The organism is Caldisericum insulae (assembly GCF_047785965.1).
Lineage (GTDB): Bacteria > Caldisericota > Caldisericia > Caldisericales > Caldisericaceae > Caldisericum > Caldisericum exile_A.
This window is the reverse complement of sequence record NZ_JBLOBF010000001.1, coordinates 333,426-352,305: the sequence shown is the minus strand read 5'-3', so window position 1 is coordinate 352,305 and position 18,880 is coordinate 333,426. Positions and strand designations below refer to the sequence as shown.

General features: G+C 32.1%; 17 protein-coding genes. 7 read left to right on the top strand and 10 right to left on the bottom strand.

Annotation, left to right across the window (positions count from 1 at the left end; genetic code table 11):
• The first annotated feature begins 51 nt into the window (after positions 1-51).
• Both ACMV0E_RS01785 and ACMV0E_RS01780 read left to right on the top strand, forming a co-directional pair.
• Positions 52-3,042: a S8 family serine peptidase gene (locus ACMV0E_RS01785; protein WP_416084659.1), complete on the top strand. Its 2,991-nt coding sequence runs from the start codon at positions 52-54 to the stop codon at positions 3,040-3,042.
• A 9-nt stretch (positions 3,043-3,051) separates the two neighbouring features.
• The gene (locus ACMV0E_RS01780) at positions 3,052-6,240 is read left to right on the top strand and encodes a stalk domain-containing protein (RefSeq protein ID WP_416084658.1); all 3,189 of its coding nucleotides are present in this window, start codon (positions 3,052-3,054) and stop codon (positions 6,238-6,240) included.
• A 6-nt stretch (positions 6,241-6,246) separates the two neighbouring features.
• Here ACMV0E_RS01780 and ACMV0E_RS01775 read toward each other — a convergent pair whose 3' ends face one another.
• From ACMV0E_RS01775 to ACMV0E_RS01765, 3 genes are read right to left on the bottom strand one after another with little or no spacing between them, the layout of a single operon-like run.
• Positions 6,247-6,645 (bottom strand): ribonuclease HI family protein, encoded by a 399-nt coding sequence (locus ACMV0E_RS01775; RefSeq protein WP_416084657.1) that lies wholly within the window; start codon positions 6,643-6,645, stop codon positions 6,247-6,249.
• Entirely contained in the window at positions 6,638-7,186 is a 549-nt protein-coding gene (locus ACMV0E_RS01770; RefSeq protein ID WP_416084656.1) for a macro domain-containing protein, read from the bottom strand. Before ACMV0E_RS01770 ends, ACMV0E_RS01775 begins: the two co-directional genes overlap by 8 nt.
• Complete coding sequence (locus tag ACMV0E_RS01765) at positions 7,183-7,689, bottom strand: type 1 glutamine amidotransferase domain-containing protein (RefSeq protein WP_416084655.1); 507 nt, start codon at positions 7,687-7,689, stop codon at positions 7,183-7,185. Before ACMV0E_RS01765 ends, ACMV0E_RS01770 begins: the two co-directional genes overlap by 4 nt.
• Positions 7,690-7,771: 82 nt before the next feature.
• On the opposite strand from ACMV0E_RS01765, the gene uppP reads away from it, so the two are divergent.
• Positions 7,772-8,578 (top strand): undecaprenyl-diphosphatase UppP, encoded by an 807-nt coding sequence (uppP, locus tag ACMV0E_RS01760; protein WP_416084654.1) that lies wholly within the window; start codon positions 7,772-7,774, stop codon positions 8,576-8,578.
• Positions 8,579-8,588: 10 nt separating this feature from the next.
• On the top strand, positions 8,589-9,008 hold the full coding sequence (locus ACMV0E_RS01755; RefSeq protein WP_416084653.1) for a universal stress protein: 420 nt from the start codon (positions 8,589-8,591) through the stop codon (positions 9,006-9,008).
• Here ACMV0E_RS01755 and ACMV0E_RS01750 read toward each other — a convergent pair.
• Both ACMV0E_RS01750 and era read right to left on the bottom strand, forming a co-directional pair.
• Positions 9,000-9,458, bottom strand: a complete 459-nt coding sequence (locus tag ACMV0E_RS01750; RefSeq protein WP_416084652.1) for a RidA family protein — start codon at positions 9,456-9,458, stop codon at positions 9,000-9,002. The genes ACMV0E_RS01755 and ACMV0E_RS01750 overlap by 9 nt on opposite strands.
• 18 nt (positions 9,459-9,476) lie before the next feature.
• Complete coding sequence (gene era, locus ACMV0E_RS01745) at positions 9,477-10,361, bottom strand: GTPase Era (RefSeq protein WP_416084651.1); 885 nt, start codon at positions 10,359-10,361, stop codon at positions 9,477-9,479.
• A gap of 108 nt (positions 10,362-10,469) precedes the next feature.
• On the opposite strand from era, the gene ACMV0E_RS01740 reads away from it, so the two are divergent.
• Positions 10,470-11,270, top strand: a complete 801-nt coding sequence (locus tag ACMV0E_RS01740) for a universal stress protein (RefSeq protein ID WP_416084650.1) — start codon at positions 10,470-10,472, stop codon at positions 11,268-11,270.
• A 13-nt stretch (positions 11,271-11,283) separates the two neighbouring features.
• The gene (locus tag ACMV0E_RS01735) at positions 11,284-12,558 is read left to right on the top strand and encodes an ArsB/NhaD family transporter (RefSeq protein ID WP_416084649.1); all 1,275 of its coding nucleotides are present in this window, start codon (positions 11,284-11,286) and stop codon (positions 12,556-12,558) included.
• 34 nt (positions 12,559-12,592) lie between these two features.
• Here ACMV0E_RS01735 and ACMV0E_RS01730 read toward each other — a convergent pair whose 3' ends face one another.
• From ACMV0E_RS01730 to tilS, 5 genes are read right to left on the bottom strand one after another with little or no spacing between them, the layout of a single operon-like run.
• Positions 12,593-13,681, bottom strand: a complete 1,089-nt coding sequence (locus ACMV0E_RS01730; RefSeq protein ID WP_416084648.1) for a DUF362 domain-containing protein — start codon at positions 13,679-13,681, stop codon at positions 12,593-12,595.
• A complete protein-coding gene (locus ACMV0E_RS01725) occupies positions 13,668-14,384 on the bottom strand; it encodes an endonuclease III domain-containing protein (RefSeq protein ID WP_416084647.1) in 717 nt (238 codons plus the stop codon). The genes ACMV0E_RS01730 and ACMV0E_RS01725 overlap by 14 nt, the downstream gene beginning before the upstream one ends.
• On the bottom strand, positions 14,320-16,191 hold the full coding sequence (gene ftsH / locus ACMV0E_RS01720; RefSeq protein ID WP_416084646.1) for an ATP-dependent zinc metalloprotease FtsH: 1,872 nt from the start codon (positions 16,189-16,191) through the stop codon (positions 14,320-14,322). The genes ACMV0E_RS01725 and ftsH overlap by 65 nt, the downstream gene beginning before the upstream one ends.
• A gap of 7 nt (positions 16,192-16,198) precedes the next feature.
• The gene (gene hpt, locus ACMV0E_RS01715; RefSeq protein WP_416084645.1) at positions 16,199-16,741 is read right to left on the bottom strand and encodes a hypoxanthine phosphoribosyltransferase; all 543 of its coding nucleotides are present in this window, start codon (positions 16,739-16,741) and stop codon (positions 16,199-16,201) included.
• Positions 16,742-16,753: 12 nt separating this feature from the next.
• The gene (tilS, locus tag ACMV0E_RS01710; protein WP_416084644.1) at positions 16,754-18,118 is read right to left on the bottom strand and encodes a tRNA lysidine(34) synthetase TilS; all 1,365 of its coding nucleotides are present in this window, start codon (positions 18,116-18,118) and stop codon (positions 16,754-16,756) included.
• A 135-nt stretch (positions 18,119-18,253) separates the two neighbouring features.
• Here tilS and ACMV0E_RS01705 point away from each other — a divergent pair, with 135 nt between their 5' ends.
• Positions 18,254-18,880 carry a cyclodeaminase/cyclohydrolase family protein gene (locus ACMV0E_RS01705; protein ID WP_416084643.1) on the top strand — a complete coding sequence of 209 codons (627 nt, stop codon included), beginning with the start codon at positions 18,254-18,256 and terminating at the stop codon, positions 18,878-18,880.

The window sequence follows — 18,880 nt, the reverse complement described above, 5'->3', positions numbered from 1 at the left end:
CAAGGTATTATAATTTATTTTGTAAATTATTCAAAAAATGTATAATAAAATATGAAGAAAATTAGTATTTCAGTGAAAAGATTCTTTAATATTTTTGTATTGATTGCATTTTTGCTTTCATTTTTATCACCCACAAAGGCTATAGTCATCCCAAAGAAATCCGTTGTATTTAATGAGAATAAAACTTACAAAGCAATTGTAGTTTTAAGCGAACCTCCCGTTCTTGACTATAAAGATAGTTTTTCTTACAGGTTCCTTTCTGTTTTTGGTGTTAACAGTTTGGAAAACTACAGCAATTCCCTTAAGACAAAGCATATAAGTTATAAAAAGGCATTAGAAGATTTAGGATTGAAGGTTTCTTACGACTATTCTTATGTCCTAAATGGTGTAAGTATAGAAGGAAGTGGAAAAGCACTTAACAAGATTCTTGATTTAGACTTTGTTAAAAATATTTATGAAGAAAGACAGTATAAATTAGAAAGAGATATCACAAGCAAAGTTATAAAATCTGATTTGGTGAATCTTTTGAAAGACCAATCAGGGAATTTAATTACAGGTAATAATATTAAAATTGGTATCATTGATACTGGCGTAGATTATACTCATAAAGAATTGGGTGGTGGAAAATTTCCCAATTTAAAGGTTATTGGTGGTTATGACTTTGCTGATAATGATCCTGATCCTATGGATTACGATGGGCATGGAACACATGTTGCAGGAATTGCTGCGGGTTCAGAAAAAGGAATAGCAGAGAATGCGAAGATCTATGCCTATAAAGTCTTTTCCAAGAATAGTACAACAACCACAAGTTCTCTTATAATAAAAGCTCTAGACCAGGCAGTGAAAGATAAGTGTGACGTCGTTAATATTTCAATTGGCCTAACAAATGGTGGAGCAACCTCCGATGATCCGGAATCTCAAGCGGTAAGAAGGGCTGTAAATTCAGGGGTTGTAGTAGTTGCTGCAGCTGGTAATAATGGTGTTTCAAGCGAATTTTTTGAGTATCCAATTAGCTCTCCTGCTTCAGTTGACCTTGCAATTGGAGTTGGAGCTTCTTCTGATGGTATTACTGGGATTATCAATTCATATGGTAGAAAGATCATTGCCCAGTATCCTAATGAATCACCGGATTTTATAGAAGGCGATTATCAGATCGTTTATTGCGGTTTAGGTAGAAAAGAAGATTTTGCCAATATAGATGTTAAGGGGAGAATTGCCTTAATTGAAAGAGGGCAGATTTATTTCGGTGATAAAGACCTTAATGCAAAGGACGCAGGAGCAGTTGGAGTTATTGTTTATAATAATGTAAGTGGAATGCCAAAGATTACTTTGGTCTCTCAAAGCAATCCTTCGAGAAATGATTTTATACCGTTCCTTTTTGTCTCTTTTACTGACGGTCAATTTCTCAAAGAGCATATAGACGAAAGAATTAGTATAAATAATGTGTATGGACTCGGCTTAATTGCGGAATTTTCTTCTCAGGGTCCTACAAGCGATTTTTACTTAAAACCTGACTTAGTGGCTCCTGGTGTTAATATCAGCTCTACATACTTAAATAATTCTTATGCTGAAATGAGTGGCACATCAATGGCTTCTCCGGTTGTTGCAGGATCAGTTGCTTTGATAAAACAAGCAAAACCCAATTTACAGAGCCAGGAAATTAAGTATCTTCTTATGAATACGGCAGATATTTTGTATAATCCATCTTCATCTAAACCATTCTCACCAACACTTCAAGGATCCGGTAGAGTAAATGTTTATAATGCTGTTAATGCGAATGCAGTTGTTTATCCGTCTTCCTTAATCTTTGGTAACGGAATCCGGTCAAAGGTCTTTTCTCTAACAATCAAGAACTTTGGAAATACTACAAAAACATTTTCAACAAGTATAATCAATGCATCGAATGATCCTATTTCCATTAATTTACCTTCAAGCATAACGGTGAGTGGCAACTCAAGTGTCACTTTTAACGTTACTTTAAGCGCATCTTCTGATGTAATAGATTCTTATGGCTTCATATTTTTTGACAGCGGATTTGAAAAATTACATATCCCTTATGTTTATTTAAAAGACAATAAACCTAGAGATCCTATTTACAATGTTAACATTAGTAGCAATAATTTGTCACCTCAAACATCTTCTAAAATTTCATTTTCGGTTGGAGTAGGAAGTGTTGGCTCTTCTGAATCATATAAGTTCAGAGAAAGCGTTGCAGAAGAAGTTAAAATTTCCATTTTGGATTCAAAAGGTAACATTATTAAAGATATTTTAGATATTGCTCCTATTTATGTTGGTGATTACTCGGTTACATTTGGCCCTTTTGATCCTGTGAGTAGTTCTTACATTTTAGAAAATGGTATTTACTATTATAAGATATCATATATAGAAGCAAACGATGATGAGAATTCAAAACAAGCACTTCCTACTTTGGAAAAGTTTGTCAAAAGTGGATATTTTTGGGTAAGTGGTTTTGGAAGTCTTGGAAAAATTTCTTTGGATTTGCCAAATGGTATTGCGCCATTAATGAATATTGGAGATGTATTGCCTATTAATTTAGACATTAGTGGAGTCAAACCATTTAAGTCTTTGAGTTTTGAAATTCATTTTGATACCACAAAACTTTCTTTGATTAACTTAATCCCAGTAAATGAATTAATTCTTGTTTCTTCGAATCAACAAAAAAATGCGGTGAACATACAGATAACAAGTGAAAACTATATCAGTGATACAACCATAAAACTTACATTTAAGGCTTTGGAAAATGGTGGAGGATTTATAAACGTTTATCGTCCTACAAGTGACTCTCTTGAAAGTTATTATACTAAAGGTATTAACTTTAAAATCTCTGAATATTCAAAATTTGCTGACTTAAATGGAGATAAAAAAGTTGATTCCCAAGACTTAGCAATCTTTAAGTCTACTTTTGGTTTAACTAAAGATAACGCAAAATTTAATCCTCGGTGTGATTTAAATTTTGATGGAATAATTGATGAGAAAGATTTTTACATATTTGCTAAGCATTTTGGAGAATTGTATCCCTGAGGAGGTATAATGAGAAAGGTATTACTCGTCTTTTTGATTCTATTTATTACAGCGCCTTTTATTAGACCGAGCTCTATAAACGCCTCCACAATTTCTTCAATTAATCCAATTTTGAATATTGGAGTTCCGCAGTACGATTTTATAGGTAGTGCAACGCTTGCGGAAGTTAATTTTTTTGAAGACGATTTTGATACAAGATACATTTTTCCTATGCAAGGAATTACTGTGACAGATGACGGATATATAGCGGTTATTGATAATTCCTATGGCCGTGTTCATGTTTTAACTCCATTATTGGAGGAAAAATTTTCTTTTGGTTCATTAAGGAATTTTACTTATCCTACAGATATAGCATATTTTAATGGTAATTTCTACATTGTAGATCCTTTTAGAAAAGAAGTTAAAATTTACGATAAAAATGGACTTTTTATAAGAACTTTGACAAATTCAAATTTTACTTCACCAATAGGAATTGCGGTTACCACAACAAATATTTTTGTTTCGGATTATTTTTCGAATAAAATTTATAAAACTGATTTTAATGGGAAGATAATATCTTCTATAGATATATTAACTCCTTTAGGTTTAACTTCGGATGCCAAAGGATATATCTATGCGGTTTCTGGTAAAGAAAGCAAAATTTATACTTTTGATTCCACGTTAAGGTTATTGAAAACTTTTGGTGACGGGATCCTTGTATTTCCATCAGATGTTTCGGTTGACTCTAAAGGAAATATCTATGTAGTTGATAGGGGACTAAATAACAATTCAACCAATACTCCAAAGGTTGCAATATTTAATTCTAATTATCAGTTGGTTAATACTTTTGGGAATTTTTCTAACAGCACTACTTCTATACCTGATGGCTCATTTTTAACTCCTTCTGGAATTGCTGTGAGTTTGACAAATAGTGTTTATGTTTTTGACTCAGGTTATTATTTTTTTCTCCAATCAAACCCTAACGCTCCTTTCGGATATCCGACAGTTACAAGACTTTCAGTTTTTAATACTCTTGGATATTTTATAAATAAAAAAGATTTTATTAGAGACTCAGCGAAAGGTATTCTTTTAAATCCATTAAGTGCATCTCTTGATGAAAATGGAAATACGTGGATTTTAAACAAAGGAAATCTTGATCAAAGTGAAATATTAAAATTTGGCTCTGATGGTAGTCTTGTTTTTCGAATAAATAAAATTGGAACTCAGAGTCTACCTTCTTTAATATCAGTCTATGCAGATAAAAGAGGAAATGCAATAGCTATAGGCAACAACCAAATTCTTCTTTTTGATTCAAAGGGTACATTTAAACAAAACATTATTAACTCAAATTTTGGTTTACTCAAAAAAATAACGTTCTATAATGGATATTACTGGGCTACTTCTCAAGATAAAAACACAGTTTTTAAATTCGACGATAATTTTAAAATTATAGGAAGTTTTAAAGTTTGTAAATATCCATCCGGAATAGCTTTCGATTCTAAAGGAAGAGTATTTATTACATCTTTAGAAGATAATATGGTTCACGTCTATGATTTGAAGTTTAGCGAAATTGCTTCTTTTGGAGGGCCTGGCAAATCTAATTTTAAGTTATATATTCCTGAAGATGTTGCAGTTGATGATGAGGGAAATATTTATGTAGCTAATACAGAAAATGGCAGAATCACTGTATTTACAAATACTTTTGCACCTTTATTTGAGACCGACTCTCAGTATTTGGGTATAAGTTCGGTTGAGACAGAAAATTCGCATATAATTGCAAGTGATGCATTTCATAATGTAGTTTGGGTATTTGAGATTAAGAAACAGTATTTAGATTATTCTTTTTCAGTGGCTGTATCGCCTGATGTTGCTAATATTTCCATAAATGATTTCGTTAATATATATTTCACTGTTTCGAATACAGGTTTAAAATCTGACAATTATTCTTTTAGTGTGAGTTTAACAAATTCAAATGCTTTTAGGTTTTCAATTTTTGAGCAAAGCAATACCTTTTCCCTTGCCCCGAATTATACCAAACGCATACGGCTAAAAATTGAAAGCAAGGATATAGCAAAGATAGGTGACTCAACTCAAGTAATTATTAAGGTAAATTCTACAAATTCTGGTCTTATAATTTCTTCTAATTCGATTGTAAGAGTTGTTTCAAATTTGACACCAGGTATTTTGTTAGATGAGGGAAACTGTAGTTTAGGCGAAAATGTTTCAGTTCCTATTTATGTAAAAAATCCTCATGGCATTAGAGGAATATCTTTTGATCTTGTTTTTGACAAGAATAAGGCGGGATTCATAAGTTTAAACCTCGAACCCTCATTTTTAAACTCAGTCGTATTAATAAATCCAACGGATACAGGATTAACATTTCTTATTGAGTTTCCAAAAGATAACTATATTTTTAATACTGCTAAAATAGGCTCATTGGCCTTCAAGAGTGTCTCTATTGGGAGTACAATTTTACAAATACAAAATGCAAAATATGCAACTGTTACAGATGAAATTGTTGAGTTTGATAACGTATATCCAGGAGGTATAACGATTAATCCTTACTTAATAGTTAACATTCCGGATGGGTTTATAACTACTTCTCAAACTATAACAATTTCTGGCAAAACTACACCAGGATGTGAAGTCAAAATAAATGGCTTAACAATACCAGTTGATACTACAGGAAATTTTTCATATAAACTAACCCTTTCGAGCTATTTGAGCTCAATTTTTATTACTTCTAAAGCCAAAACTGGCGAGGAGACGACTATTTCAAGAACAATTCAGTTTAAGGGTAAACTAATAATATCTATTATCTTACAGATAAATAATCCCATTATGTATGTCAACGGTTTTCCAGAAGAAATCGACCCTGGAAGAGGAACAGCGCCCGTTATAATTCAAGGTTGGAATAGAACTGTTGTTCCTATTAGAGCAATTGTTGAGAAATTAGGTGGCTTTGTTACCTGGGATGCCATGAATCGGGTTGTATCAATCCAAATAGATAAAAAAACAATAGAGCTCCAAATTGGCAATAGTATTGCTAAAGTTAATGGAAAAGAAGTTGCAATCGATCCTACAAATCCATATATAAAACCTTTAATTATAAATGATCGAACAATGATTCCTGTTAGGTTTGTTGCTGAACAAATTGGATGTAGTATTACTTGGAATGATAGAGAAAGAAAGATAACAATTGAATATCTGATGCCTTAAATTGTTTTATTTAGGCCCTAAAATCAATGTGCACATATAATCTGCTATTTTTGTGTATTTTGATTCTCTAGATATATGTTCAAAGATCAGATTTTCGAAATCATTAATTAAATTTTTGATTTTTTCGTAAAGTGGTAGTAAATCTTTTGATTTTATTTTGTATTTACCATTTATTTGTGATATTGCAAGTAGAGAATCAGAATACAACTTAACAGACTTAGATTCTCTCTTCTTTGCCTCCTCTAAGCTTTTAATTATTGCTAAATATTCTGCAAAATTATTTGTTGCAATCCCTATGTATTCACTTGACACATATATTATTTTATTATTTTTTACAAAAATAAATGAAATTGCTGCTTCACCTGGATTTCCTCTACTTGCTCCGTCCGTATAAATTTCAAGCATTTATAAGTGCCTCTTTGAAAAGATTAGGAATCTCTTCATCTATTCCTATTAGATGGATTTCATCGAATATATTAGCATTTTCATTTAAGAAATTTATTAATTCATCTACAATAATTTTGGTCCCCTCTTCCTTTGGAAATCCAAAGATGCCACAGCTAACTGCAGGAATGGAGATTGATCTAATGTTTTTGTTTTTTGCTATCTCAAGAACACTTCTAATTGCACTTTTGAGCTTTTCTTTCTCATTACCTTCTCCCCACTGTGGTCCAACGGTATGAATTACATATTTAGACTTTAATCTGTAACCTTTTGTAATGACTGCCTTTCCTACTTGTACTGGTCCATTTTTTCTAACAAGCTCATCGCTTTCATCTTGTATTTCTCTCCCTCCTTTTCTAACTATAGCAAGGGCGACACCTCCACCATGTCTTAGATAAGAGTTGGCGGCATTAACTATGGCTTCTACTTTTTCCTCGGTAATATCACCCTGTAGGACTTTTATTTTGGTCCCTTTAAATGTTGTTTTATAGATCTCTTTCATCTTTTAAGGAATTTTATTATTTCTCTCATGAAATCAGGAAGATCGCCTGGGAATCTCGATGTTATTAGGTTATTATCAACAACAACGCTTTGATCAACATATTTAGCACCTGCATTTTGTACATCATCTTTTATGGAATAGAAACAAGTCATCGTTACGCCATTTACAATTTTTGCAGAAATAAGTACCCATCCTGCATGACAGATTGCACCAACTAACTTATTAGACTCAAACATTTTTCTAACAAATGTGAGGACTTTTTCATTTCTTCTAAGTAAGTCTGGTGCATATCCTCCAGGTATTATAACACCATCAAATTCGTCGAAGTTTATTTCATCAATTGATTTCTCAGCCTTCATCTCTAATCCTACTTTAGAATGATAGGTTTTTAGTTGGGGGCCTACAAGAATTGATTCAAAACCTTCTTCTTTTAATCTATAGTAGGGATAAATTAGCTCAAATTCGTTAAAATTGTCTTCAATAAGAACTGCTATTTTTTTCATAATGTTCACCTCCACTTAATTATACTATAAAGCTTTCTATTTATACAAGTTTGTGATAGAATTACAAAAGTGGAGGTTATAAATGAATGGATTAAAGGAAGCCGTAATTTTAGGTATCATTCAAGGAGCAACTGAATTTTTGCCAATAAGCTCCTCTGGTCATCTTGTTCTGGTGTCTGCATTGTTTAACTTAAAAATTCCAAATCTTTCATTTACATTGGGACTTCATGCAGGAACTTTGCTGTCTCTTATAGTGTATTTTTATCGGGAAGTAATCGGTCTTTTAAAGGGTTTCATTACTGTTTTTAAGCAAAAGAAAACTGAGGAAGAAAAATTTTACCAAAGGCTTCTTCTTATGATTATCATAGCTGTAATTCCTGCAGGAATTGCTGGTGTTTTGTTTTCCAAAAGAGTTGATTTACTGTTTCAAGATCCCAAAAAAGTTTCTTACCTGTTTTTCATCACAGCAGCTTTTCTTGTATTAGCAAGCATCTTATCTAATAAAAATAAGAGAACCTTAAAAGATATTAATCAAATAGATGCAATTATTGTGGGAATTTTTCAAATATTTGCACTTCCTCCGGGTATTTCTAGATCAGGATCTACAATAACAGGTGGAATAATTTCAGGTTTAGATAAAGATAGTGCCTCAAGATTTTCTTTTCTTATTGCAATCCCAGTTATATTAGGAGCAACCCTTTTGGAAGTACGAGGAAATGTTCTTGGTACATTTACTCTACTTGATCTTCTAATAGGCATCTTAGTTTCTTTTATTGTAGGACTAATTTCTTTATGGATATTCTTCCCATTGATAAAAAAGACAAATTTTTATGTTTTTGCTGGGTATTGTATTTTTATTGGTTTGTTTGGATTAATTTTTATAAAATAGGAGGGTAAAGATGATCCAAAAAATTTTATTTCCATTCGATTTTTCTAAGTTTAGCGAGCAGGTAATTCCTTACATAGCAAAGTTGAAAGAATTTGGTGCTAAAGAAGTAATAGTTGTAAATGTTCTTGAATATGAGGAATTTACATGGAGGAGCTCTTCTAAGCTCGAAATTGAAGAATATAGAAAAAGGAATTTTGAAAGGATGAAATACGTGAAAGAAGAGCTTGAAGAAAAAGGCTTCAATGTAACTTTGAGAGTCGAATTCGGAATTCCTTCAAAGGTTATTACATCTTTAGCAGAGGAAGAAAAAGCACAATTGATAACAATAGCCTCTACTGGTGCAGGATTTACCCCTACTTTAATTGGAAGTACAGTTCAAAATGTAATTAGACTTTCGAAAATTCCTGTCTTAGTTATTCCATCAGTCTAATTCAATAATTCCTGCTACTTCAAGACATGCACCCATTGGCAACGAATTTACACCTACTGCAATGCGGGTATGCTTTCCTCTTTCTCCGAAGATACTCACAAGTAAGTTAGAAACTTCATTCATAACTTTTGGTTGATCCTCAAAATCTTCGGTACAATTTACATAACCTTCAATTTTTACTATTTGTTTGATTCTTGAAAAATCTTGAGTTATTTCTCTTATATTGGCAAGAATTGAAAGCACAATTAATTGTGCAGGTTTTTTGGCTTCCTCTAATCTTAGATTCTTACCAAATTTACCCTTTATTACTTCCCCATTTTCAACGGGAATAACACCAGAAAAGAAAAGTAATTTAGAATCAATTACAATAGTTGGAACATAACTTCCAAGAGTCTTTGATGGTTTTGGTAATTCTAAACCTAATGACTTTAAATTGTCTTCAATGCCCATTTTACTACCTCCTTTTATTTATTCAATAATATACCCTAACTTCTTTAATTTTCCTTCGAGTTTTGGCCAATCCTCCTCAACTTTAACTTGTAACTCAAGATAGATTGGTTTTTTCAAGATTTCTTGAAGTTCAAGTCTTGTTGTAGTTCCAATTTTTTTAATCATTGAGCCATTTGCTCCAATAACTATACCCTTTTGAGACTCTTTTGCAACATGTATTACTGCATTTATATAAAGGACGCCATTTTCTCTTTCTTTTACTTCCTCAACTGTCACTGCGGTTTCATAAGGAAGTTCTTGTTTAAGTAACAAATATAACTTTTCCCTAATCAACTCTGCAACCTGAAGATGAAATGGAAGGTCTGTTACTTCTCCTTCTCCAAAGTAGCGAGGTCCTTCAGGGAGATATTCGACAGTTTTTTCAATTAAAGCATCAACATTCTTACCAGTTAGCGCAGATATCTTAAAAACCTCTTTAAAATCATAAAGACCTCTAAAGACTTCCTCAGTTTTCCTTATATCTTCATCTTTATACATATCAATTTTATTAATTACTAAAAATACGGGCACTGTTAAACCTTTAAGATGTTTGAGCAATTCAGGATATTCTTCTCCAATATAGTCTTTAACTTCAACCATTAGGTACACAAGATCAGCCCCTTCAAGACTTTTTATTGCAACATTAACCATATACTTGTTTAAGGCACTTTTTGCCAAATGAAAACCAGGAGTATCTGCAAACACGATTTGAGCATCTTTTAGGTTTTTTACTCCTAAAATTCGAAATCTTGTTGTCTGTGGTTTTGGAGTAACAATTGATATTTTTCTCTGTACAATATAGTTAAGAAGAGTTGATTTACCAACATTGGGTCTTCCTAAAATTGTTACAATTCCACTTTTCACTTTGCACCTCAGTTTATTTTTTGTTTTTAAATTATACAATCTTTTCTCAAACTTGCAAAAAATAGCAAAATTATTAGAATAATACTTAGCAAGGAGGTAAATAAAAAAATGTATAAAAAGGTTTTAATTCTTATTGATAATTCCTCAATTATTGAAGAAGTTGTTCAATATACCTATAATCTTTTTCCTGATTCAACTCTATTTCTTCTAAGTGTTATAAATCTTGGTCCCTTTGCTGGTTACTATACAAAGACAGTTTTTAGAGAAATGAAGTCACTTGCAGAGGAAACTCTTAACAAATTAGAGTTGTTATTGGAAGAAAAGGGTGCAAAGTTTCAAACAGAGGTAATAGAAGGAAATCCTGTGCATGTACTTCTTAATTATGCAAGGAGAAAAAATATTGATCTAATAGTTATAGAAACTCATGCAGGATTAGGGGCAAATAAGATAAAGATAGGAACAACTACTTATAATCTTTTAATTAACTCTCATATACCGGTGCTTCTTTTGGGCGAAAATCTGGAGATAAAGAAATCCCCAAAAATTCTACATCCTACATCTGGCAGTAAATATTCAGAGATTGCAACAGTAGAGGTTGGAAAGTTAGCTTCTTTTTGGAATTCTGAAGTTGAAGCATTAATTTTAAGAGAGCCTAAAGAGAAAATTGCAGAAAGGGTCAAAGAACTACTTAATAATTATCATGTAAATTACACTATCACTTATGCAGAAGAAAGCGAAATTAACTCAATTCTAAAAAGAGCAGAATTTTCTGACTTAATAGTTGGTTCGAGAGGTTCTCCAAGACCGTCTTACACTCTTCATAACATTTTTAAGCCATTTTCATTAGATGCAACTCTTAAATTGGTTGTTGCCTTTCTTCCAAAACCATTGCTTTTAATTTGCGATTAAACTGGAGGTAAACATGAATCCACAAGCTCTAACTTCTTCATTAATTTTTATTTTAGTTTATGCTTTAATAATCGCAGACTTATTGCCAAGGTCGATAACAACATTGAGTGGAGCTGTTTTGTTATTTATTTTAGGTATCATAAAAGATACGCAGGTAGTATCATTGATAAATTGGGAAGCCATGGGGCTTATCTTGGGTATGTTTATTCTCGTTAGAATCCTTGTTGAAAGTGGCTTCTTTGATTTTTTGGGCTCATATGTTGTAAAATTTTCAAAAGGGAAACCTTCAATAATTTTCATTGGATTGGCTGTAGTTACTGGAGTTCTTGCTGCTTTTATGGATAGTATTACCGTGATGCTTTTTATGGCTTCACTTAGTATTCAAATTGCTAAACAACTTGATGCAAATCCTGTTCCTTTTGTTTTGTCCCAAGTAGCAGCATCAAATTTGGGCGGTTCGGCAACACTTATGGGAAACCCACCAAATATTATTCTTGGAACAGGTTTAGGTATTTCCCTTGAACAGTATGTGATTTACTTAGCACCATTAGTGATAATTCTTCTTTTCTTAAACGCATTTCTATTCTATTTTGTAAATAAAAATGAATTTGCTAAAGCAAAAAAATTAAGTGAAAGTTATGTAACGTCAATAAAACCTTTTGAGCATATAAAAGACTCATACATGTTTTATTCTGGTATTTTTAGTTTTTTGCTTACAGTTCTATTTCTCATTATCCATGATAAGATTGGGATAAGCGTAGGACATGTGGGAATTATTGGCGCCACTATTGGATTGATACTAAATGCTCGCCAATTAGGAAATATTTGGGAAAAGATAGATTGGGAAGTAATTGTGTTTTTCGCAACACTATTCATAATTATCGGGGCTCTTGAGGTGACGGGAGTTATTCAGTCAATTGCAAACCTAATAATTATTTTTGCAAAGGGAAGTTCATTTATCACTAAGAACATCCTACTTTGGACTTCAAGTATTTTATCAGCTTTTATTGACAATGTTCCATTTGCTGCTTCTATGGTTCCTTTGATAAGATCGCTTGCGGGTAAAGTGCCCGTAACTATAATAAGTATGGCTCTTATAACTACTTTTGGAACTGATGTAGGAGGCTCGATGACTCCAATAGGTGCTTCGCCTAATGTAGTTGGCCTTTCTATTCTCAAAAACGCTGGAATTGAAGTCAGTTGGGGCGAATATATAAAGAGAGTTGCTCCTATAACATTGCTTGAAATAATAATTTCTGATTTAGTATTTATTCTACTCTACCATTAGAATAGTAAGAAGGATTTTATTAATTGATAAAACATTAGACATCAAAAGCACTTGGCGCAAGTTCCACGCAAAAGTTACATTTAATGCATTTTGATTTATTTATTGAGTATTGAGAATTTTTATTTTCGATTGCTCCGGTTGGACAGAAAATACTTATGGATTCAATCTCTTTATCCTGATTTATTAATTGAGGATGTATTTTCTTATCAAAGTATTTTTTAAACTTCAACTTTTTTGTAAGTTCTTTTCTAAGCTTTATAAAATCTTCTCCATCTATTACTACTTCTTTCAAAAGACCATGTCCTAAGTCATATATTGAACCTAACTTATTTGATTCAATGTCGGAAGAACGAAAACCTATAAGAACTGAAATTACAGAATCTAAAGAGAGAAGATCATTAGATGAAAAGAGTACTCCAAAGTCATCGTCGTCAGTTTTAGTTAGATCACCAACTATACCATCAACTAAACCAAATAAAATTGAATTTTTTATTACGCCATAAACATCAAGCAATGCGTCGGTAAATTTCAAAGAGAGTGCTTTTAGAAATATTTCAGATCTCACGTTTGTTGGGACCATATATAGCAAAGAGTTTATAAATCCACCGATTTTGTTAATAGGGGAATCTTTTAGTTTTATTACTGGAATTATGTAATCACTTGATGCTATTGATTCTGGAATAAATATTTTTTTAAGAGTTCTCACCTTGAAAATGTCTGAGTTTTCAAAAGCTTTTTCTGTTTGATATTGTGATGGAGAGAGAACTTGATATCCAAAAAAATGTTGGCTCTTTTTACTTTTTAAGTCGACCCCAAATTCTTCATACGGTTCATTTCTAAAATCATGCAAAATGAAACCCTGTTTTTCAATTTCAGATATCAAATTTTTTTGCATTTTCGTCATTACTGAAGTTCCAAATTCAATAGACTTTGCACCGTTAGATTTTAGGAGATTGAACAATGTTTTTAATATTAGCAAATTAGGCGTTGAATAATCAAAAAATATCAAAATTTTTTTGTCTTGGACTTCTTTTAAATTTACCCAATCTAAAACCTCAGTCAATTTTTCCTTTAATAAATCTTCGTCGTATGAGACCTGATCTACAATTCTAACTATACTCATTTTTAACTCCTTTCTTAAGGCAATCTTTATTTAAAGGACAATTGTTACAATTTGGCTTATTTTTGCAGAAATTCTTTCCTAACTCAACAATAAGAGCGTGCATTTCTTTAAATGTTTGTAAGGTAATGTTAATATCCTTATTTTTTAGGGAGCTTTCAAACAAATCTCTTACCTTGTCATAAGAAATATCTTCATCAAGTATGCCAAAACGCATACCAAATCGTTTCGTGTAGTTATCTACTACAAATATTGGCTTATTAAGTGCATAAAGAATTATTGAATCTGCAGTTTCTTTTCCAATGCCTTTTACGCTCAATAATTCTTCTCTTAAAGAAAAAATATCCTTATCTTTCAATTTATCGAGGTCAAAATTATAATTCTTGAAGAACTCCAAAAAATTTTTCAGTCTTTGTGCCTTTAATCTGTAAAAACCAGTTTCTCTTATCAGTTCTGCAAGCTTTTCTATCGGAAGGCTAAAAAGTGCTTTAGGGTCTAAAAGGCCATTCTTTTTTAATCTTGTAATTGCCTTTTCAACATTTTTCCAAGAAGTTTGGTGTGTTAAAATGGATCCAACAATCACTTCGAATGGCGTTTCGGCAGGCCACCAATTTTGTCTTCCAAAATATTCAACGAGTAAGTTAAATGTTTTCGAAATTAACTTCTGCCTCTTTTTTAACCCTTGAGAGGTAACTTCTAAGCTCATCACCCTGGAGTGTCTCTTTTTGCTTAAGAACATCAACTATTTCAAAGATAAGTTCTTTATTTATTTCAATCACTTTCTTTGCCTTATTATAAGCTAATTCTACAAATCTTTTTACCTCTGCATCAATGAGATCAGCAGTTTTTTCACTGTAATTTCTTTGCTCTCCCAATTCTTTTCCAAGGAAAATGAGCTCCTCTTGCTTACCAAAAGTAATTGGACCAAGCTTTTCTGACATGCCATAAGCTCTAACCATTTTTCTTGCAATATCCGTAGCTCGCTCAAGATCATTTGCAGCCCCCGTTGAAACTTCACCTATAAATATTTCTTCCGCAGCTCGTCCGCCAAGAAGTGCAGCAATTTTATTAATAAGTTCGCTCTTTTTCTGAAGATATTTATCTTTTTCAGGTAACTGAACATTATAACCAAGAGCTAAGCCTCTTGAAACAATGGAGATTCTATGAACTACATCACCAGAAGGGAGAGCGGTAGTGACAACTGCATGACCTGTTTCATGGAAACATACAATTTTTTTCTCTTCTTCGGAAAGGACAAGTGACTTTTTCTCTGGACCTGCAATAATTTTGTCTATTGCTTCTTCAATCTCTTTTTGGGTTATTTTTTCTTGTCCCTTTCTAACAGCAATTAATGCTGCTTCGTTTAATAGATTCTCAAGATCTGCTCCAGTAAAGCCTGCAGTCTGTTGTGCAATTGCGGTAAGGTTTACATCCTCTGCTAAAGGTTTTCCTCTTGCATGAAGCTTTAATATTTCTTCTCTTTCTTTAGTATCTGGGAGACCAACAACAATTCTTCTGTCAAATCGTCCTGGTCTTAGTAATGCTGGATCAAGTATATCGGGTCTATTTGTTGCAGCAATAACAATAATTCCAGTATGCGGATCGAAACCATCCATTTCTACAAGAAGTTGGTTTAATGTTTGTTCTCTTTCATCATGTCCACCACCAATTCCTGCGCCCCTGTATCTTCCAACTGCATCAATTTCATCTATGAAAACAATGCATGGTGCATATTTTCTTGCTTGATCAAACAGATCTCTTACACGTGAGGCTCCAACTCCAACAAACATCTCTACAAATTCTGAACCAGATACAGAGAAAAAGGGAACATCTGCTTCTCCTGCGATTGCTTTGGCTATTAATGTTTTTCCACAACCGGGAGGACCAACTAACAAAACTCCTTTAGGTATTTTGGCTCCGTATTTGGTGAATTTACGAGGATTTTTAAGAAACTCAATAATCTCTTTAACTTCTTCTTTTACTTCATCTGCTCCTGCAACATCTTTAAATGTTATTTGTGGCTTGTTTTCTAAAAAGAGTTTTGCCTTACTCTTTCCAAAACTAAATGCTTGATTTGAAGAGGATGAAGCACCACCAAGCATTCTTTGCATTAAAAACCACCAAAGAGCTATCATAATGACCCATGGCACAATATTCCAGAGGATATTAACAAATGTGGAACTTGTCTGTTGAACGTCGTATGTTGTCCCGGACTTTTTTAGCTCATCTTCAAGAACAGTTGAATATGGTAATGTTTTTGCTTGTACTTGCCTTCCATCTTTTAAGGTGCCAACAACCATTGTCATTACATTATCCTGTGTTTTTATTACAACATTAGTAAATTCTTTTTGCTCAACATAGTTTAAAAATTGCGAAAATGGAATAGTTTCAACTGTAGTATTATTACCACTAAATAAAAATTTAGAAGCAAAGAATAAAACAATAATTAGAAGTATCCATCCAATTGCTTCTCTTATCATTGTATTTTTTAAATTATCATTTTTTGGTGCCATTAATTCATTAACCTCCCTTATAAACTCTTTCTTTTAAAATGCCTATGTAAGGTAAATTCCTATATTTTTCTTCATAATCAAGACCATATCCCACCACAAAACTATTTGGAATTCTAAAACCATAGTAATCAACTTTGACATTTATAATCCTTCTTTCAACTTTATCCAACAGGGTGCAAATTTTGATGCTTTTAGGTTTTCTTGTTTTAAGTAATCTTGTCACAGCATCCATAGTTAAGCCAGTGTCAACTATATCCTCAATAATCAAAACATGTCTATCTTCGATTGGAGTATCTAAATCTTTAAGTATTTTAACTTGTCCACTTGATTCAGTTTTCCCGCTATAACTTGAAATTGCCATGAAATCAACTGATATGGGGATATCAACTTCTCTTACCAGGTCTGCAAGAAACACAAATGCTCCTCTTAAAATACAAACAAAAAGAGGAAATTTGTCCTTATAATCTTTAGAAATTTCCTTTCCTAACTCTTTTACTCTGTTTTTTATCTCTTCTTGAGATACTAAGATTTTTTCAATATCTTCATGCATACTGCAATTATATCATAAATTTTCCTTAATTAAAACCGCTCTAAGACAAAGTGCTTTTTTTGTATCTTTCTCAATACGAGCTCTTGTGCTTCTTCTTAAGCCACAAACCCATAGAATTTTATCATCATTATCAACTACAATTGGTATTTTGTATCTAATGTCTCGTCTTATCTTTAAGTCAACGAATAGATCTTGCAATTTCTTTTTTCCATTTTCAATTTCTATAGTATCTCCCTCTTTTCTAAATCTAACAAAAATCGGGAATTTTAGTGCGCTAAAATCGAAAATAGCAATGTTTTTATCATTTAGATTAAATCCATCTAATCCTTTGTCAATATCTACAATTTCTGTAATTACTTTAAGCCCGGCTTCAGGTATTAAAGTTTCTCCAGGTACTTCCAAAATGTAAGATTTGTCAATTGTAAATGGAAAAGCACGTTCAAAATAAAATGAATCTTTTGTTTTTGAAATGTAGAGGTCCTTTCCGATATTCATCCTTTTTTTATTACTATTAAGAAATTCTATTACCATATTGATGCGTTCAAAGTTAGCATTTTCTTCTAAAAGCTTTTTTAATATTCTTCTCTTTATTGACAAATGAAGAGCCTTGAAAAGTGCAATTGAATACTCATTCTCACTCTTTTTAATGCCTTTCAGTTCTATTTTATTTATTTTTTCAAGAATATTATTATCGTAAAACATAATATCTGAAACATTAAAGATGTGGTCTACAAAATTTTTGTATGAAGACATTATTAAAGGAATAATCTGATATCTTAATCTGTTCCTTTCATAGCTAAGGTTATAGTTTGTTAGATCTACAACGTATGGTATATTTTCATTTCTTGCATAAGTTTCGATTTCTTCACGCTTTACTTCAATTAACGGTCTTATCAAATCCCCATCTTTATTTAACATACTCGTTAACCCGCTTAGCCCAGATCCTTTAAATAGATGCATAAGAAATGTCTCTACAAAGTCGTTTTTATTGTGTGCAAGTGCAATTTTACTAAAGCCATTTTTGTCTTTTACTTCTCTTAAAAAATTAAACCTTTGACTTCTTGCAACATCCTCAAGGTTTTGTTTTGTTTCCAAATGCAATTCAAGAGCATTACCCTTTCCGTAGAAGAATGGGACATTCAATTTTTTGGAAAATTCTTCAACTATTTTTATTTCTTCCGCACTTTCTCTTCTTATTCCATGATCAAATGTAGCAACGCCTATTTCAATTTCAAGGATGTTTCGTAGTTTATGAAGAATATAAAGCATAGTCATTGAGTCAATTCCACCAGAAACCGCAAGTAGAATTTTCTCTCTTCTTCTAATTAATTCATACTTTTTTATAGTGTTTAATACCTTCTCTAAAATTTCTTCCATCACAATATTTTATTAAAATCTCTAATATTTTTAAATCTTGTTTTAGTTCTTGACTAAAATCAAAATTGTAATATTATATATTGGTACTTAGGTAAGCTAAATTTATTTTTCTTTTACACTCAAGCGAGGTGGTTTATGTTTTCTGATTTACCCTTAAAAGAATTTATTGAAGAGTTATCATCTTCTAACCCTACTCCTGGTGGTGGGGCTGCATCTGCTATTGTAGGAGCGTTTGGATTTGCACTTGTAAGTATGGTATTATCAATTCGACAAAAGAAAAATCCAGATGCTGAAACAGAATTACTCATTAAAGATGCAAAAGAAAAATTAAATCTTCTTATTGAGCTTTCTTCAAAAGATGCAAACGCTTTTGATCATTTTATGGAAGCTTTGGAACTTCCAAAAGAATCAGAGGAACAAAAGGAAATAAGAAAAAGGAAAATCCAGGAAGCACTTAAAGAGTCAACAATTGTGCCGTTTGAAGTTATCAATGTCCTATATGAAGGAAGTAAAATGTTAAATAAAGTAAAGGAATTATGTCCAAAATCTGCGATTTCTGACTTATATACAGCAATAGGTTTTTTTGAGGCTTCATTTGAAGGTGCAAAATCGAATGTATTAATAAATTTACAATCTGTAAAGGATGAGAAATTTGTCTTAGATATTAATTCTAAACTTTCGGTTATAGAGAGTGAGCTTAAAAGTCGTTTCTATACATTGAAGGATGAAATTTATAGCACTTTAAAGCTTAAGGAGGCATAA

What these genes read in the sequence shown, in the direction of transcription:
- ACMV0E_RS01785 (WP_416084659.1), top strand. Translation starts at nt 52, where the DNA reads ATGAAGAAAATTAGTATTTCAGTGAAAAGATTCTTTAATATTTTTGTA.
- ACMV0E_RS01780 (WP_416084658.1), top strand. Translation starts at nt 3,052, where the DNA reads ATGAGAAAGGTATTACTCGTCTTTTTGATTCTATTTATTACAGCGCCT.
- ACMV0E_RS01775 (WP_416084657.1), bottom strand. Translation starts at nt 6,645, where the DNA reads ATGCTTGAAATTTATACGGACGGAGCAAGTAGAGGAAATCCAGGTGAA.
- ACMV0E_RS01770 (WP_416084656.1), bottom strand. Translation starts at nt 7,186, where the DNA reads ATGAAAGAGATCTATAAAACAACATTTAAAGGGACCAAAATAAAAGTC.
- ACMV0E_RS01765 (WP_416084655.1), bottom strand. Translation starts at nt 7,689, where the DNA reads ATGAAAAAAATAGCAGTTCTTATTGAAGACAATTTTAACGAATTTGAG.
- uppP (WP_416084654.1), top strand. Translation starts at nt 7,772, where the DNA reads ATGAATGGATTAAAGGAAGCCGTAATTTTAGGTATCATTCAAGGAGCA.
- ACMV0E_RS01755 (WP_416084653.1), top strand. Translation starts at nt 8,589, where the DNA reads ATGATCCAAAAAATTTTATTTCCATTCGATTTTTCTAAGTTTAGCGAG.
- ACMV0E_RS01750 (WP_416084652.1), bottom strand. Translation starts at nt 9,458, where the DNA reads ATGGGCATTGAAGACAATTTAAAGTCATTAGGTTTAGAATTACCAAAA.
- ACMV0E_RS01740 (WP_416084650.1), top strand. Translation starts at nt 10,470, where the DNA reads ATGTATAAAAAGGTTTTAATTCTTATTGATAATTCCTCAATTATTGAA.
- ACMV0E_RS01735 (WP_416084649.1), top strand. Translation starts at nt 11,284, where the DNA reads ATGAATCCACAAGCTCTAACTTCTTCATTAATTTTTATTTTAGTTTAT.
- ACMV0E_RS01730 (WP_416084648.1), bottom strand. Translation starts at nt 13,681, where the DNA reads ATGAGTATAGTTAGAATTGTAGATCAGGTCTCATACGACGAAGATTTA.
- ACMV0E_RS01725 (WP_416084647.1), bottom strand. Translation starts at nt 14,384, where the DNA reads ATGAGCTTAGAAGTTACCTCTCAAGGGTTAAAAAAGAGGCAGAAGTTA.
- ftsH (WP_416084646.1), bottom strand. Translation starts at nt 16,191, where the DNA reads ATGGCACCAAAAAATGATAATTTAAAAAATACAATGATAAGAGAAGCA.
- hpt (WP_416084645.1), bottom strand. Translation starts at nt 16,741, where the DNA reads ATGCATGAAGATATTGAAAAAATCTTAGTATCTCAAGAAGAGATAAAA.
- tilS (WP_416084644.1), bottom strand. Translation starts at nt 18,118, where the DNA reads ATGGAAGAAATTTTAGAGAAGGTATTAAACACTATAAAAAAGTATGAA.
- ACMV0E_RS01705 (WP_416084643.1), top strand. Translation starts at nt 18,254, where the DNA reads ATGTTTTCTGATTTACCCTTAAAAGAATTTATTGAAGAGTTATCATCT.